Genomic DNA, 15,082 nt, shown 5'->3' with positions numbered 1-15,082 from the left:
TCTACTTCAGCCCCTTAAGTTTTATTAATATTGGTTTTTCGTGGTTTGCAACGGTGTAGCCTTGACATAAAATTTGTAAACTCATTTTTTGCTCCTTAGTTTATTTTGTGGGTGTTTTGTTTTGATGTGGGTATTTTATAGCTATGGTTTTATCTTGTAAATAGCTGAAGTTGTTTTTATTTGTGTTTATTTATAGCTTTGGTTTTAATTATTTGATTTTTAAAGAAATAAATTTTTGATGAAGTAGTTTGATTGCTTGTTTTTTAATCAATGGATAGGCGAAAAGAGAGAAGTGCGGTCGGTTTTTAGAGCATTTTCGTGACGCCACGAAAATGGTGGGGAGAGTTATGGAGTAGGGGATAAAGAAAACCGCCACGAGGCGGTTTAATTTATTGTTCAATTCTAACAAATTGACTTTTTGTTATTTTGCCGTTTTCTGTGAGTTCCTCGTAGGCAATTTTTACAAGATTACTTGTACCTAAGGCGTTTTTCAAGGCAGATAGTTCCTCATCGCTCATAAGAGTTAATGAGGTGCTAAGAGTAAATTCAGCATCGTCAGATTCTCTAATTACACTAATATCGATATCCGTTTCAATATATTGAGGTGCGTAGAGTTCAATGCCTTTAATAATAAACCAATCAAGTTTTGGTGTTTTACTTCTGTGCTTAGAGGTTCGTTTTTTGTAATCATCTAACAATGCCCTGTCTGCAGTGATCTGATTTAATGTTGCTTGTTTCGCATTTGGGTCTTTTGCTACTTCTTTGAAGAATAGAGTTTGAGCCTGTTCAGAATGTTGTTCAATCTCGTTTGAGATGTCCGTTCCTCCGTGTTCTTTTAGTAGGGAAAGTGCTTGTTTATTTGTGTCTGAAAGTGCTGTAATTGCATTGTTAATCGTTGCTGCAGAGGTCGCTTCTTCAATAGACTGGTTATCAAGCCATTTATAGCCAAGCCCTCCAATAGCTCCAATAAAAGTGACTAAGACAGCTAATTTTTGCCAACCATTCATTCCTGCCATCCCCTCTTTTATCACACTAAATATTCCGTTAGCAATTTGTGTATTATCACTTTCACCTTCGGAAGAGCCTTCTTTGATTTTAAAAATTATATCAATATTTTGTCTATCTTCCAAAGTTAAACGTTGAAGATTAGAGGTTTCATATTTAATCAAACAATAAGATTTTTGAATCTCTGAAGTTAGTTCCGATAACGCATTAAGTAAAGGAGTTGTGAGTGTCGATGAATAGGTGCTTCCTTTTACATTAAAGAATAAATTAGGATATCCATTAAATTCTATATCAGGAAGTTCAAAATCTTTGCTGTTTAATTTTTGGTTTCCATCGTTGATAATTGAAGAAATAAATTCTAAAAATTCAGTTTCGTTTGTTATTTTTAACATATACTATTCTCCTGATCGTAATCTTATAAAACTGACAATAACATATTGATTTATATTATTAATCACCCCTGATCGTAATTTTTCATATCTGTTTGGAGTTCCCTATCACCACGCTTTTATTTGTTCTTTTTTACCCCACAAAATTCAACTTCTGGCTTTGGTGTGCTCTTGTTAGTATTTATAAATCAAACATTTCCATCGGCATTTTTTTGATTAGTTGTCCAATAAAATGAATTTGTTCAACTTGATCTTTCTCTAAAATTTCCGTTTCGTAGGTAGGGTTATCTGAAATGACTTTTAAGCGATAGCCGCTCAAGTATTGCAAACGTTTAATTCTCGCTTTCCCTTCAAAGACAAATGCGTAAATTCCATCGTTTTTAAACTCTTGTATTGAAGTATCAATAAACACAATATCACCGTGTTTTAAGCTCATTTCTTCATTGTTTGGATCATACATACTGTTTCCATCAATCACCGCTAATGAAAGATTATTTGCGGTTTTGCGTTGGAAAATCTCCATAAATTTATCTCGAGAAAACTCAATAGAACGGATTGTATCGGGATAATCAAGATTAATATAACCATCTCCGGCAGCCAATTTGTTATCAAGTAATGTGAGCTTGATTGAGTCTTCAACGTCTGATCTTGAAAAATTTTTTGTTGTTACTGATACTGATGATTCACTAACAGCACTATTAGAACCGCTCTCTAACCAAACAGGATTCACACCTAACACAGTGGCTAATGCCAACTTATGCTTAGTATCTCCACCTGCTTCAATTTTTTGAATAGCGTTTTGGCTCACTCCTATTGCTTTCCCTAAATCAGATTGAGTTAAACCTGCATTTTTTCTTGCGATTTTTAGACGTTCACCGAATGACATACCTTTTACCCTATTTAAATTTTTCATTATTTTAAAACTGAGGTTTTAAACATTCAAATAACTAAAGCGATATTTTTTCTTTACTTAAAACAACCAAAGCTATAATATATGAGTTGTTTTATTTTTTGAAAAACAACAAGCTATGAATAAATTTGTACAAGAAGCTATTGAAACGCTAGGAAAGCAGCTATTAGCTGAGGCTTGCGGCGTAAGTCAAAATGCTGTGAGCAAATGGTTAAACGGTGGTGCGATTTCCCTTGAAAATGCGTTGCGAATTGAGAAAGCCACGAAGGGAAAAGTTAAAGCTGAAGATATATCACCCGAATTTTCACATTTGCTATCACGAACCTAATTTACCCAAAGGTACTCGCAATGGCACGCAATAAGTTATTGGGATCGGCAAGAGAACTTTCCGATCCTGTTATGGAGAAATACTACCGTCAGAAACAAATTGAGGTAGCTGGACGAATGGATTGCGATCCGTCCACGCTAAGTCGATTTGTGGCGAACAATGAGATGGTAAAAACGTTGAATTTTTTGACCGCACTTGATTTCGGGCTATTCGATAAAGAAACGCATATTGCAATTTCGAGAAGGGAGTTTGAGCTATTACTCCTATCACTAAATGGCTTAGATGAGCGGTTAAGAGAGAAGTATTTAGGGCAATAAAGACGTTCTATTTTAGGAGAAGTAATGAGTTTACGGCAACGAATTAAAAATGCGATCAAACTCGCCAATCTTAAACATACTGCGCCATTTGCAGTTTCCGCACTGAAACGGAAAACTAAAAATGCTACCGCCGGCAACAGTAAGGCAGTTGGGACAATACACCGCTTTGATGTATCCGCTAGGGGATTTTTTAAACGCCGCTCCGTGTTCAAAGACAAATTGTTCGGCTGCTCGGTAAGCCGCTATTTCATTCTCAAGTTTGGCGCACTTTTCTTTTGTTTCGGACAATTCTTTTTGAGTCGCTTCGTGAGCATATCGGAGTATTTCGATCTGATCCTTGAGCAAGGCAACCCTCTCACTCAAAACAGTATTGCTTTCCATACCGGAGAGCAAGTCAAGAGTGGTTTTGGCGGAAGTGAAGATAGCGGAAATATCCATAATGAACCTCTGAATGAAAAAGATGGTTCGGATTGTAAGAAAAAATAATATTTAGGGCAATAAAAAACCACCGTTGCAGCGGTGGTTAGTAGATAAATAGGAAAATTTAATCTATGGAAAATGTTAATCCAAACGAAAAAACAAGTCAATCGCAGAATGCGAGGATTTTGGCATTTATGAAAAACGGTGGACGGCTCACCTCCCTTGAAGCATTAAGGCTATTTGGTTGTATGCACCTTTCAGCCCGTATTTATGATTTAAAAGAGCGTGGTTATCCGATTGAAGACGAGTTCGTTCACGATGAGCGAACCGGCAAAGTTTATAAAGCATATTTTATGGCGGTGGGTGCATGAGCATAAAACTAATGGACAAGGCATTTAATGCCAAAGTCGGCAATCCTCTCACAAAACTGCTTCTTATCAAACTGGCTGACAATGCCAATGATGAGGGTGTTTGTTATCCAAGCTACAAAAAAGTGGCTCAACAATGTGAAATATCCCGCCAAACGGCAATTGGTCATACTAAAAAATTGGCTGAAATGGGGTATATCAGCATTAAGGAAAGAAAAACATCAAAAGGGCATTCTTCAAATTTGTACATTTTGCACTCTGAAAAATGGGAGGAATTGCCGCCTTTGACTAGTCAAGGAGCTTTACCACCCCTAGTCAACGAGGTTGACCACCCCTAGTCAACGAGGTTGACCACCCTAGTCAAGGAGCTTTACCACCCCTAGTCAACGAGGTTGACCCAGAACCGTCAATTGAACCATCAATTAACCCTAATAAAAAAACTACGCAAAAAAGCGAGGCTGAAATTTTGCTTGAGCAGTTTGGAATAACCGGTCAGCTTGCCAAAGATTTTATTGCACACCGCAAAGCCAAAAAGGGCGTGATTAGCGAAACCCAGATGAATCGCTTGCAGAAACAGGCGGACAGAGCAGGGATTTCAATTGGCGAGGTGATTGAAATTATGATTGAACGGAACTGGCAGGGCTTTAACGCCACTTGGGATTGGCGTGATGAAAAACTGCGAGGGATGGCACCTCCAAACAAGCCAAAATTTGACGATACGCAGACGGGGTGGTCTGCCGGAATGAGCATCACCGTGGATGGACAGCAATGGAATCTTTAGCGACACAATCTCAATTAAACCAAATTCCGCCGGAACGTGCGCAACGTGCCGAAGCAATGATTAATTGGCTCTTTCAGAAATTGAAAGGGATTTTTCCCGGTTGGCGTACTGCATTTGAGACTGAGGCGGATTATCTTGAAACCAAACAAACGTGGTTGCGTGTGTTGGTGAAGAAAAAAATTACCAGATCTCAACTTGAAAAAGGGCTAACCATTGCCGAGGAATCTACAGATAAATTTTTGCCAAGCGTGGGGTTGTTTGTTTCTTGGTGCCAATGGGTTGACTATCACGCATTGGGCTTACCGAATGAAGCGGAATTATACCAACGCTACCAAACATTTTTGGGCTATGCCCGATTCAATCGGGACGAATTTCAATATCGTTCAAAAGTTGAATATTGGCTCTTGAAGAATCTCTATGAAAAATGCCGCAAAAAATCCGAGGATGACACACGCAAAGTCATTGAGAAATTACTCAATGAGGCGGCAGAAAAAGTGCGGTCAAATTTCCCTTTTGAGGATATTCCAAAAATGATTTCGGAAAAACCAAGTTTTTATGACAAGGCACGGGCAGACGAAGCAAGGGACCGTTTTATGGCAAAGATGCGAGGAGCAATGCAATGACCGAATTTAACAAAGACCACTATCGTACAGCAAGATATGTGTTTAATTGGCTTAATTTATTGTTCCGGTTCAATGTAGATGGCTGTGCAAGTAGCCGTAACGCCTTATGTGCCTATTTCGTCACGGAATCGATGAATTTCCTTGAGTTTAATTGTTACAAGGCAAATAGCAGAATCTTCGTCAATCCTCCTTACAGCGACCCAATGCCATTTGTAAAACGTGCAGCTGAATTAATGGCACAAGGTCATTTAGTGGTGATGTTGTTACCGGCAGATAAAAGCACCAAGTGGTACAAGCTGATTCAAGAAAACGCCACGGAGGTTATCGACATCATAGGTGGGCGAATCAATTTCTTACACCCGGTTACGGGTCAAGAAGTCAAAGGCAATAACAAAGGCTCTATGGTGGCGGTGTTCGATCCGTTTATGCAGGGCTTTGTAACACGTCAAGTGGAATTGGATTTTGTGAAAAAGTGCGGTGGGTATTATGACGGACAATCGCTTTAAATGCCCTAAGTGCGGTGCGGAATTAGAAGATTTATGGGTCGGTGAACCGGTGTCGGCATTTATTGGCGAATGGTCGGACGATAGATTTAGATGTCACGGCCATTTAATCAAGCCGGTGCCATACCCGCAGGCAAGTGAGCAATGCGCCATCAATCGCACAAAATCCTGCGGTTATTTTGGCTTGGAAGCGTTGGGTGTGGAGTATCAAGAATGAAAATCCCGATGATTAAAAATGCCGGTGGAATCCTTTGTCCCGCTGATGATATGTATCTAGATAAACTGAAACGACTTGAAAACGGTGGGCTTTATGAAATCGAGCTAAAGAAAGTCAATAACCCTAGATTGCACCGTAAATTATTTGCATTTTTTAAATTCTGTTTCGATCACTGGACGACAGAAAACAGCGGGCTTGAGTTTGCCGACGAAGTAAAACAATTCAATCATTTTCGCAAACGATTAACGATTCTTGCCGGGTTCTTTGATGAGTATGTTGATTTTGACACTGGGGAAATCAGCCGAGAAGCACAGAGTTTAAAGCTTGACGAGATGGACGATATTGAGCGTGGGGAATGCCTAAGTGCAGTGATTAACGCTGCACTAAAACACGTTTTCGGCAACACCACCGATGAAAATGTGATTAATCAGCTTTATGCGTTTTTTTAGAGGGGAAGATGAGAACTAAATCACTCAAACCAAAGAAGTGTAAATCCTGTGACGCAGCGTTTACCCCGTTTAACTCAATGCAAAAGGCTTGTTCTCCGAAATGTGCTATTGAGTTAGTCCGAGATAGCGCACAGAAAGCCCGAGAAAAAGCCGAAAAGAAAAACCTAAAGGAGCGTAAGGCAAGATTAAAAAGCCGTTCAGAATGGCTGAAAGAGGCGCAGACAGTGTTTAATAAATTCATTCGTTTACGGGATAAAGATGAGCCATGTATTAGTTGCGGTCGCTATCATCAAGGGCAATGGCACGCAGGGCATTACCGCAGTGTTGGTGCGGCACCCGAATTACGGTTTTGTGAGTTGAATGTTCATAAACAATGCCAGCCCTGTAATAACCATAAAAGCGGCAATGCCATTGAATATCGGATTCATCTTGTGGGGAAAATCGGTGTAGATAAAGTCGAGTGGCTGGAACGCCAAGATCACGACCCGAAAAAATACACCATCGAAGACTGTAAAGAAATTATCAAGTATTACAAAGCAAAAATTAAAACATTAGAGGGGCTAAATGAGTAGTATTAATATCGATAGAGTAGCGGTGCAATGGGGCTATTGAGCGACACCTCGTTACGGTACGGAATTTCCTCGCATATCAGCCGGATTTGCTCAAGTTAAGCCTAATGCCGAATATGCCTATAAACCGTACTTAGACCCAATTTCTGATGAACTGGGAATGCAGATTAACGAATGTATGTTGATTATGTATAAAGTGAACCCTGAGCTTTATGATGTGTTTATGCTGACCTATGTGGAGCGGTGGGAAGTTAACGATATTCATCGTTACCTTAATATTTCTAGGGCAGAGTATTTTAACCGTCTAAAAACAGCGAAAACATCACTCAAATTAATGTTGCATACAGGGAAAACAGTATTTATGGCGTAATAAAAGGCTCACTAAGAGCCTTTATTTTTAAGCAAAAATAGGCTTTATTGAGAAATCTGCTTTTTGAGAGGCTTGCCATAAATCATAATCAGCTTGCTGATGTAACCAACTTTCAGGACTAGGGCTATTTTCTCCAAGCCAAACGTGCAAACGTAATGCCATATCGGCACTAATGCCGGATTTACCATTTAATAAACGGGAAAGTGTTACTCGATTTACGCCTAACTGTTTAGCTGCCTCAGTCACACTTAAACCAAGTTCAGGCAAAATATCTTCACGAATAACTTCTGCCGGGTGTGGGGGATTGTGCATACGCATAATAAACTCCTAATGATAATCTTGGTAATCGACAATTTCAGCGTGTCCATTTTCCAATTTGAATGTTACGCGCCAGTTGCCATTGACTTTAACGCTCCAATGATTGACAAGATTGCCGGATAAAGGGTGTAAATTCCAACCGGGGATATTCATATCTTGAGCGGTTTTACTGCTATTTAAACGGGCTAAGATCCGTTTCAACTTAGCAGAGTGTGCAACGATAATGCCAGCTGTTGAACCGGTTTTGTAAAATTTTTCCAGTCCCTTATGTTTAAAAGAAAGTATCATAACAAGTCGTTTTAATAATTAATGGTATTATTGTAGTGTAACACGCTACATAAAGCAAGATGATATAGCTCGCTTAAAAATCACTCAAAAAAATCAATTAATTGAATCCTTTTTTCCTATAATGCGATCTCTTTTTTACTTTATGGAGATCTTAAAATGAAAAAATTATTATTGACTGGATTAGCTTGTACATTATTGGTTGGTTGTACTGTTCATAAAGAATTAGTAGCAACAGGAGGAAGTAAATCTGATGGTACAATTGAATTATCATACACATATAGTGGTTTTGAAGTACCAAAAATTAGCGAAGAACAAGGATTAGAAGTCGCTAAGAAACGCTGTTCTTCTTGGGGTTATAAAAATGCTGAAAAATTTGGTGGAAAAAGACAGGTTTGTACAATGCCTACTGGTTTCGGGTGTAATGAATTTACAGTTACAATGCAATATCAGTGTTTAGACAAATAATAGTAATTAGCCCTATTGCAATCAATAGGGCTTTTTTGTATTATCCTAACTAAGGTGTCGTAACCTTAAATCCAGAGCGGAAATCCGCACCCGACAGCATAGCGGTTTTTTTATGCCTAAAATTCGTGATCTCTTTTCTCTCTTCCTGCGAATTTTGATTGTGCATACCTAAAATTCAATCTATGCCGAGAGGGCGAGGAATACAATACCCGAAAGGGAAATAACTCCAGCCGACTTTGGACGGTTTACGAACCTCTTGGCGCCCTATGTTTAGGGAAATATTTCGTAAAAAATCCAAAGGAGTAGACTTATGTCTCAATCAACTCAAATCTCAACTTTCAATTTTGAACAAAATTCTATCCGCACTTTAGCTATCAATAATGAACCTTGGTTTGTTGCTGCTGATGTTTGTCAAGCATTGGGACTTACCCAAACAACAAATGCTTTAAGAAATCTTGATGAAGATGAAGTAGCCCTTACTTCAATTAAGGGCATAAGCAAAGGCAATGATCAAGTAAATTTAGTCAGCGAAAGCGGAATGTACACCTTGATCTTACGTTGCCGTGATGCCGTGAAAAAAGGATCTGTTCCTCACCGTTTTAGAAAATGGGTAACGGCAGAAGTATTACCGCAGATCCGCAAAACTGGGAAATACCAGTTAGAACCGAAACAGATTGTTTTGACGGAAACAATTACACCCGAAGAGCAACGCCAAATTCAAAATGCAGTAAAAGCCACTCACGAACGCACGGGCTTAAGCTACGGCGAAATTTGGGCAAGAACTAAAAATAAATTCAATGTTGCAAAATACGAACAAATCCCACGCTCCCACTTAAGGGATGTGCTTATCTATATTGCCTCAATGTCTTCCATTGCGGTCAAAAAGCCAACACTCTCATATTCCTTGCTTTATCCGTTAGCGTTGCTTTATTACTATTCAGCCGAGTTCCACGATTCAATGGTAAAACATAAAGCCGAAGAACCTAAAATGTGGGGATTGCTCAACCGCCAATGCCGAACTATGGATCGAGTAAGGCTTGCCATTTCAATGTTAGCAGAAGAATTGCCTTACCCCGAACACAAGGCGGATATTCTTGCCTTTCTAGAGCCGTAAAATCTAATTAAAAAAATCGCACTTTATTGAAAAAATACTTGCAAAGTCTAGACTGAAAGTATATGATTCACACTATAGTGCGGTTTTTGCACATAAGCAACGCACAAATAAATTTTAACAGCCCTGATTGGTTTCCAGTCGGGGCTTTTTTGTTGGTGGTGAAAAATGGAAGATAACAAACTTGTTCAGCCTTTCGCATTTTTGGGGATTGAAATGTGGTTAGATGAAAAAGATCGCTTAATGCTTTCTATTCCTAATTCTTCCCAAAAGCACTCAATCGAGCAATTTTCATTACCTATTCGCAATCAAACCGGAAAGCTGATTGGTAGCTTTATTTTTAAGAAACAGATTTCTGTAAAGACTCAAACGCTATTTTCAGCAGAGGAATGGCTTGATCCGCATTTTCAAAGCCTAGATCAACCAATTTCGTTATTACCTGCTCTAGGGCTTTTCCGCTTAGATTCTTCAATGCAGAAAGTAGAGTAGATTTTTCTGAGGCAGGAATATTGGCAGATTGGATTTTACTTGCCAGTAACGCTTTCAGTGTATCTTCGTGAAATTTTACAGTGATAGTTCCTAAGATTGCAGATAAACCTCCGTCATCAAGTAGAAAATCGGCGCCTTTATTCGTTAAACGAGCGTTATAAAAATTCTCGACAGAAGCGCCCCCTAATGCGTATGTTATTGAAAATCCATCAACAAGTTGGTGTTCTTGCAAGTAGAATAAATTGGCAACAACATGTTCATAAGAGTGATTATTTAATCCCTCATATCCTTTTTCTCGTCCAATATAGTGAATTAATTGTTCGCCATTAGGATGTGGATAGGTTTCAGCAAGTTTCAGTAAGATTTCTTTTTGCAATGCACGATTTAGTTTCATTTTAAACCTCTGTTATTTTATTGTGTGGAAACTTTATCTTAACAGAACCACAGCTCACTGTAACAGGTGAGCTTTTTTATTGCCTCAAAAGTGAGGTGGAGTATGAAAATGTTTAAAGACCCGGGAAACCAAAGTTATTTCTGGTCTAGCTTTTCCGGTTTACTTGCTTGGTTAAGCGACCAGCAAAATTTAATGTTGATCAGTCTTGCTATCGGTATTGTGACGGCATTAGTTAATCTTTATTCAAAATGTTCTGAAGGTCGGGCAAGAGAGCGAGCGGAGGAACGAGAAGAAGAAATCCATGCACTTAAAGTGCAGCAACTCAAGCGAGGATTAAGAGATGAGTAGATTAAAAATTGCCGGTACTGTTAGTGGTGTGGTGGTATGTAGTGTCGCCGCCATTATCGGTATCGTGCAGACGGATCACCCTGATTTACGGATTAGTGAAAAGGGAATGGAGATTATCGGCAATGCAGAAGGTTGTCGTTGTGATCCGTATCAATGCCCTGCCGATGTTTTGACGGTTGGGATTGGTTCAACGGCAGCAAGCGGTAGAGCGATTAATCCCAATAAACGTTACACGGACAAAGAGATTGCGGACCGCTGGGCGAATGACTTAAGAATTGCCGAGGGGTGTGTGAATCAATATGCCAAGGGGCGAACCTTGCCACAAGGTACATTTGATGCCATGACTTCCATGGTATTTAACGTGGGTTGTGGTGCAATGCGTAAATCAACGATGTTCCGTAAAGCCAATGCCGGTGACTATGTCGGAGCTTGTAATGAGTTTCCGAAATGGGTTTATGCCGGTGGTAAAAAATTGCGTGGGTTGGAAATCAGAAGAGATAAAGAGCGGCAATTATGCCTAACGGGGTTGAGATGAGATATTTACCGAGCACTTGTTTATTTATTGCGGCAGGTTTTCTTGCTTTTCATGGTATTACCGGTTGGGGTTGGTTTCTCTTTTTAGGATTCCTCACATTTTAGGAGTTGAGAATGTTAAATATCTTCACAGGCGCTATGACGAAATTGTTTGTGCTAGTTGCATTCATTGCACTTACGGCAATATTGGGGTTAGGTGGCTGGGTTTGGCACCAATCAAATGTGATTGATGAACTAAAAGCCGATAATCAGGCGCAAGCCCAAACTATCGCTAATCAAAGTGCGGTCATTTCTCGGCTTAAATTTGAGGCGGAAGAAAACCAACGCCTGACACTTGAATTGAGTAAAGCGGAATCAGAAGCAAGGAGTAAATCAGATGAAGTTATCAGAACCATCCCAAAACAAATTAAAGAGAGTGAAGCTTATAACAGCAACGCTCCTCGCAGTATTGTTGAGTTCTTGCGCCAAGAATGAGCCAATCACAACGGCTTGCCCTACGCTCCCTGCGGCTTTTATTTCCCATTTAGACAAAACCCCATTTAACGGCAGCACTTACGGTGATGTTGCGCAATATGCCGTTATCCTCAAACGTGAGCGTGATGTTTGCCTAAACCGAGTTGATAAGATTCGGGAATGGCGAGTAGAGCAAGCGCAGAAATAAGAGAGTTGTATAAGAATGTCTTTTGAATATGGATTAAATTGGATTGGCAAAACACTAGCTAAAAATCAGATTGACACTCCTCATTCAATTTGTTTAGTCGAAGATAAAGCTCATAATAAAAAACCGGAGAATAAGATCTCTAGCAATATCTTTATTGAGGGAGAAAGTCTAGAGGTTTTGAAGTATCTGAAAGACACCTACGCTAATAGCGTGAAAATGATTTACATTGATCCTCCATACAATACTGGTAAAAAATTTTGTTATAACGATAAATTTACTTATACGCCTCAACAAATTGCCGATATGTATAACATTTCCTTAATTGAGGCTAAAAAATCAATCAAATCGGTTTCCAAGAGAGAATTAAGTCATTCCGCCTGGCTCACCTTTATGTATCCACGCCTTTATATTGCCCGTGAACTATTAAAAGATGATGGGGTAATTTTTATTTCCATTGATAACAATGAAATGGCACAGCTGAGAATTCTATGTGATGAAATATTTGGGGAAGAAAATTTTATTGAAATTTTTTCTTGGGTAAAAACATCTACACCACCAAGTTTATCTACCAAATCAAGAAAAACCAACGAATATATTTTGTGTTATGAGAAGAATAAAGATAATCAAAAATATGTGGGTGAGAATCAAGATGATGGAGATGAACCATTATTAAATTCCGGGAATTCTAAAGTGAAATTAATTTTTCCTGCAAATACTTTCTCAATAAAATTTATGGAAAGAGGTATTTTAAAGGCTGGAGAGTATGAAAAAGTAACTCTATTAAATGATATTTCTATAAATAATTATTTTGCAACCAATGATGTTGAATTAGTTGGGGAATTTAAATGGACACAAAATAAATTAGACGAAGAAGTATCAAATGGCACTACTTTTATAGCTAAAACAGAAAAAATTTCGGTTCGTTTTCAGAGGCTAGAGAAAGGTTCAAAGAGACCAACCAATTTTATTAAAGATAAAATTATTACACCCGTTATAAATAAATCTGAACAACAAGTTGAAACAAATGAAATTGCAACAAAAGAAGTTATGGAATTATTTGGAACAGAGGTTTTTAGTTATACCAAACCCATTAGCTTAATTCAGTATTTAACTAAATTTAAAACTACAAGTAATGATATTGTATTAGATTTCTTCGCAGGTTCTGGCACAACCGCCCATGCCGTCATGCAATTGAACGCTGAAGACGGGGGAAATCGTCAATTTATTTTGGTGCAACTTCCTGAAAAAACGAATGAAAAATCCGAAGCCTTTAAGGCAGGCTTTAAAAATATCGCCGAAATTTCCAAAGAGCGTATTCGCCTTGCTGGAGCGGCAATTAGAAAATCTCATCCAAACAAAAAGATAGATACTGGCTTTAAGTCTTTCAAAGCCACAAGAACATAAACACAGAAATAACCTATAAGGATTAAACCTATGCCTAAGAAAAAAGACGAGGTGAAATCCACGTCTAAGGGGCGTGGTAGACCAACAAAATATAAATCCGAATATACCGCCCAAGTAGAAAAGTTATGTTTATTAGGTGCTACAGACAAAGATATTGCTGATTTTTTTGATGTTGATGAATCAACAATAAACCGATGGAAATTAGAGCATTCTGATTTTTGCGAGTCCATAAAAAAAGGGAAAATGCTAGCAGATGCAAATGTAGCTAACAGTCTTTATCAAAGGGCATTAGGCTATGAGGCTCCTGATATTGATATCCGAGTGATTGAAAATCAAATTGTTGAGACACCTCTAATTAAGCACTACCCGCCTGATCCAACATCCGCTATTTTTTGGCTCAAAAATAGGCAGCCTGATAAATGGCGTGATAAGCAAATTCAAGAGATTTCCGGCACAGTTACAAACCAGAATATCAATCTATCCAATGATGAATTCAGAGAGATAGCTCAAGACTTGCTGAAAAAGGTGTAGATATGTTTCAGTTCAGTGCAGCACAAAAGTTAGTGGCGGCAGAATTGGTGAGAAACGATCTTTACTTTTTTACTCGTTACATGTTTTTGCAAAAGCGTGGTTACAAGTGGTTAAGGGCAAAACATCACCAGTTAATTTGCGAAGCCTTGATGAGAGTTTTCCAAGGAAAAACCAAAAGACTGATCATCAATATCCCACCACGCTATTCTAAAACAGAAATTGCAGTGGTTAATTTTGTGGCGTGGTGCTTTGGTAAAGTTCCTGATTGTGAGTTTATCCACGCTAGTTATTCTGCCACGCTTGCGGTAAATAACAGTTCAAATATCCGTTCTCTTATTCAGCATGAAGCTTATCAGGAAATTTTCCAAAATGTCATTCTTGATAGTGAAGCTAAAAATCATTGGACTACAACAAATGGCGGTGTTTTCTACGCAACAGGCGCAGGAGGTACGATTACAGGGTTTGGTGCAGGTAAACAACGAGAGGGGGTTGGTGGGGCGATAATTTTAGACGATCCTCATAAAGCCGATGAAGCTCGCTCTGATGTAATGCGCCAAAACGTAATTGATTGGTTCCAAAACACTGTTGAAAGCCGTAAGAACGATCCAAAAAATACGCCTATTATCGTAATTATGCAACGATTGCATGAGAGTGATTTATCTGGATGGTTGTTAGATGGTGGTAATGGTGAAGAGTGGGAGCATTTAAATCTTGCCGCCATTACTGATGATGGAGAAGCATTATGGCCAGAAAAGCATAGTATTGAGCAACTACGCCAAATGGAAAAAGCTGCACCTTATATGTTTGCCGGGCAATATATGCAACGACCAGCTCCTTTGGATGGTGGTGTATTTAAGCCAAATCAGATTGAGATTATTAATGCCTTACCTGCCGGAAATATTCGTTGGGTTCGAGGGTGGGATTTGGGAGCTACAGTTGGCGGTGACCCAACTGCCGGAGCAAAAGTTGGCATTACGTCAGAGGGCATAGTGATTATCGCTGATTTAGCTCACGGAGATTTAGGCTCTGATGAACGAGATAGAATGATGAGAAACACTGCTTCATTAGATGGTACTCCTGTTCAGATTAGTATTCCTCAAGATCCTGGGCAGGCAGGAAAATCTCAGGTTCTTCATTTTGTACGGAATATTTTTAACGGTTATCGGGTGAAATTCAGCCCTGAAAGTGGAGATAAAGTAACTCGAGCAGAACCATTTGCGGCACAAGTTAATGTGGGGAATGTAAAAATGTTGCGTGGTGATTGGAATAAAATAAGGGGCTGAAGTAGAT

At 39.0% G+C, this 15,082-nt stretch carries 25 protein-coding genes and 1 pseudogene; 21 read left to right on the top strand and 5 right to left on the bottom strand.

The window, feature by feature from the left end:
• Positions 1–389 precede the first annotated feature (389 nt).
• Together BKK52_RS11470 and BKK52_RS11465 are read right to left on the bottom strand one after the other, a co-directional pair.
• Positions 390–1,397 (bottom strand): hypothetical protein, encoded by a 1,008-nt coding sequence (locus BKK52_RS11470; protein ID WP_077478732.1) that lies wholly within the window; start codon positions 1,395–1,397, stop codon positions 390–392.
• Between the two features lie 178 nt (positions 1,398–1,575).
• The gene (locus BKK52_RS11465; RefSeq protein ID WP_158076049.1) at positions 1,576–2,280 is read right to left on the bottom strand and encodes an XRE family transcriptional regulator; all 705 of its coding nucleotides are present in this window, start codon (positions 2,278–2,280) and stop codon (positions 1,576–1,578) included.
• A 142-nt stretch (positions 2,281–2,422) separates the two neighbouring features.
• Here BKK52_RS11465 and BKK52_RS11460 point away from each other — a divergent pair, with 142 nt between their 5' ends.
• The 12 genes and pseudogenes from BKK52_RS11460 to BKK52_RS11410 form a co-directional block, all read left to right on the top strand.
• Positions 2,423–2,632, top strand: coding sequence for a transcriptional regulator (locus BKK52_RS11460; protein WP_077478731.1), 210 nt, complete (start codon positions 2,423–2,425; stop codon positions 2,630–2,632).
• Positions 2,633–2,652: 20 nt separating this feature from the next.
• Positions 2,653–2,949: a hypothetical protein gene (locus BKK52_RS11455; protein ID WP_077474654.1), complete on the top strand. Its 297-nt coding sequence runs from the start codon at positions 2,653–2,655 to the stop codon at positions 2,947–2,949.
• Between the two features lie 24 nt (positions 2,950–2,973).
• Positions 2,974–3,435: a hypothetical protein gene (locus tag BKK52_RS13555; RefSeq protein WP_158076048.1), complete on the top strand. Its 462-nt coding sequence runs from the start codon at positions 2,974–2,976 to the stop codon at positions 3,433–3,435.
• 65 nt (positions 3,436–3,500) lie between these two features.
• Positions 3,501–3,740: a helix-turn-helix domain-containing protein gene (locus tag BKK52_RS11445; RefSeq protein WP_077478729.1), complete on the top strand. Its 240-nt coding sequence runs from the start codon at positions 3,501–3,503 to the stop codon at positions 3,738–3,740.
• An 11-nt stretch (positions 3,741–3,751) separates the two neighbouring features.
• Positions 3,752–4,075: a helix-turn-helix domain-containing protein gene (locus BKK52_RS14275; protein WP_425272087.1), complete on the top strand. Its 324-nt coding sequence runs from the start codon at positions 3,752–3,754 to the stop codon at positions 4,073–4,075.
• 128 nt (positions 4,076–4,203) lie between these two features.
• Positions 4,204–4,518, top strand: a complete 315-nt coding sequence (locus BKK52_RS14270) for a hypothetical protein (RefSeq protein ID WP_425272086.1) — start codon at positions 4,204–4,206, stop codon at positions 4,516–4,518.
• Complete coding sequence (locus BKK52_RS11435) at positions 4,506–5,141, top strand: replication protein P (protein WP_077478728.1); 636 nt, start codon at positions 4,506–4,508, stop codon at positions 5,139–5,141. The genes BKK52_RS14270 and BKK52_RS11435 overlap by 13 nt, the downstream gene beginning before the upstream one ends.
• Positions 5,138–5,647: a phage N-6-adenine-methyltransferase gene (locus tag BKK52_RS11430; RefSeq protein WP_077478727.1), complete on the top strand. Its 510-nt coding sequence runs from the start codon at positions 5,138–5,140 to the stop codon at positions 5,645–5,647. The genes BKK52_RS11435 and BKK52_RS11430 overlap by 4 nt, the downstream gene beginning before the upstream one ends.
• The gene (locus tag BKK52_RS11425) at positions 5,628–5,861 is read left to right on the top strand and encodes a hypothetical protein (RefSeq protein ID WP_077478726.1); all 234 of its coding nucleotides are present in this window, start codon (positions 5,628–5,630) and stop codon (positions 5,859–5,861) included. Before BKK52_RS11430 ends, BKK52_RS11425 begins: the two co-directional genes overlap by 20 nt.
• Positions 5,858–6,310: a DUF1367 family protein gene (locus tag BKK52_RS11420; protein WP_244160247.1), complete on the top strand. Its 453-nt coding sequence runs from the start codon at positions 5,858–5,860 to the stop codon at positions 6,308–6,310. Before BKK52_RS11425 ends, BKK52_RS11420 begins: the two co-directional genes overlap by 4 nt.
• 8 nt (positions 6,311–6,318) lie before the next feature.
• Positions 6,319–6,882: a recombination protein NinG gene (locus BKK52_RS11415; protein ID WP_077478725.1), complete on the top strand. Its 564-nt coding sequence runs from the start codon at positions 6,319–6,321 to the stop codon at positions 6,880–6,882.
• A gap of 64 nt (positions 6,883–6,946) precedes the next feature.
• Positions 6,947–7,249: pseudogene (locus BKK52_RS11410) on the top strand (antiterminator Q family protein); the annotation flags it as partial.
• Positions 7,250–7,276: 27 nt separating this feature from the next.
• Here BKK52_RS11410 and BKK52_RS11405 read toward each other — a convergent pair.
• A complete protein-coding gene (locus BKK52_RS11405) occupies positions 7,277–7,567 on the bottom strand; it encodes a HigA family addiction module antitoxin (protein ID WP_077478724.1) in 291 nt (96 codons plus the stop codon).
• 9 nt (positions 7,568–7,576) lie between these two features.
• Positions 7,577–7,855 (bottom strand): type II toxin-antitoxin system RelE/ParE family toxin, encoded by a 279-nt coding sequence (locus tag BKK52_RS11400; protein ID WP_077478723.1) that lies wholly within the window; start codon positions 7,853–7,855, stop codon positions 7,577–7,579.
• Positions 7,856–8,011: 156 nt separating this feature from the next.
• Here BKK52_RS11400 and yecR point away from each other — a divergent pair, with 156 nt between their 5' ends.
• Both yecR and BKK52_RS11390 read left to right on the top strand, forming a co-directional pair.
• On the top strand, positions 8,012–8,320 hold the full coding sequence (gene yecR, locus BKK52_RS11395; protein WP_077478722.1) for a YecR family lipoprotein: 309 nt from the start codon (positions 8,012–8,014) through the stop codon (positions 8,318–8,320).
• A gap of 310 nt (positions 8,321–8,630) precedes the next feature.
• Positions 8,631–9,434, top strand: a complete 804-nt coding sequence (locus tag BKK52_RS11390) for a BRO family protein (protein ID WP_077478721.1) — start codon at positions 8,631–8,633, stop codon at positions 9,432–9,434.
• A gap of 337 nt (positions 9,435–9,771) precedes the next feature.
• Here the strand turns inward: BKK52_RS11390 and BKK52_RS13550 are convergent, their stop codons facing one another.
• Positions 9,772–10,314, bottom strand: a complete 543-nt coding sequence (locus BKK52_RS13550) for a hypothetical protein (protein ID WP_077478720.1) — start codon at positions 10,312–10,314, stop codon at positions 9,772–9,774.
• Positions 10,315–10,416: 102 nt separating this feature from the next.
• On the opposite strand from BKK52_RS13550, the gene BKK52_RS11380 reads away from it, so the two are divergent.
• The 7 genes from BKK52_RS11380 (at position 10,417) to BKK52_RS11350 (ending at position 15,075) form a co-directional block, all read left to right on the top strand.
• Positions 10,417–10,662 carry a hypothetical protein gene (locus tag BKK52_RS11380; protein WP_077477512.1) on the top strand — a complete coding sequence of 82 codons (246 nt, stop codon included), beginning with the start codon at positions 10,417–10,419 and terminating at the stop codon, positions 10,660–10,662.
• Positions 10,655–11,197: a lysozyme gene (locus BKK52_RS11375; RefSeq protein ID WP_077478719.1), complete on the top strand. Its 543-nt coding sequence runs from the start codon at positions 10,655–10,657 to the stop codon at positions 11,195–11,197. The genes BKK52_RS11380 and BKK52_RS11375 overlap by 8 nt, the downstream gene beginning before the upstream one ends.
• Positions 11,198–11,310: 113 nt before the next feature.
• Positions 11,311–11,670 carry a DUF2570 family protein gene (locus BKK52_RS11370; RefSeq protein ID WP_244160246.1) on the top strand — a complete coding sequence of 120 codons (360 nt, stop codon included), beginning with the start codon at positions 11,311–11,313 and terminating at the stop codon, positions 11,668–11,670.
• On the top strand, positions 11,648–11,857 hold the full coding sequence (gene lysC, locus BKK52_RS13695; protein ID WP_244160245.1) for an Rz1-like lysis system protein LysC: 210 nt from the start codon (positions 11,648–11,650) through the stop codon (positions 11,855–11,857). Before BKK52_RS11370 ends, lysC begins: the two co-directional genes overlap by 23 nt.
• Positions 11,858–11,872: 15 nt before the next feature.
• A complete protein-coding gene (locus tag BKK52_RS11360; protein ID WP_077478717.1) occupies positions 11,873–13,261 on the top strand; it encodes a site-specific DNA-methyltransferase in 1,389 nt (462 codons plus the stop codon).
• Between the two features lie 30 nt (positions 13,262–13,291).
• A complete protein-coding gene (locus BKK52_RS11355; RefSeq protein WP_077478716.1) occupies positions 13,292–13,792 on the top strand; it encodes a terminase in 501 nt (166 codons plus the stop codon).
• 2 nt (positions 13,793–13,794) lie between these two features.
• Positions 13,795–15,075 carry a phage terminase large subunit family protein gene (locus BKK52_RS11350; RefSeq protein WP_077478715.1) on the top strand — a complete coding sequence of 427 codons (1,281 nt, stop codon included), beginning with the start codon at positions 13,795–13,797 and terminating at the stop codon, positions 15,073–15,075.
• Positions 15,076–15,082: the final 7 nt, after the last annotated feature.

The organism is Rodentibacter trehalosifermentans (genome assembly GCF_002000545.1).
Taxonomy (GTDB): Bacteria; Pseudomonadota; Gammaproteobacteria; order Enterobacterales; family Pasteurellaceae; genus Rodentibacter; species Rodentibacter trehalosifermentans.
Note: the sequence above shows the minus strand (reverse complement) of the source record. Positions and strands in the feature narration are given on the sequence as shown.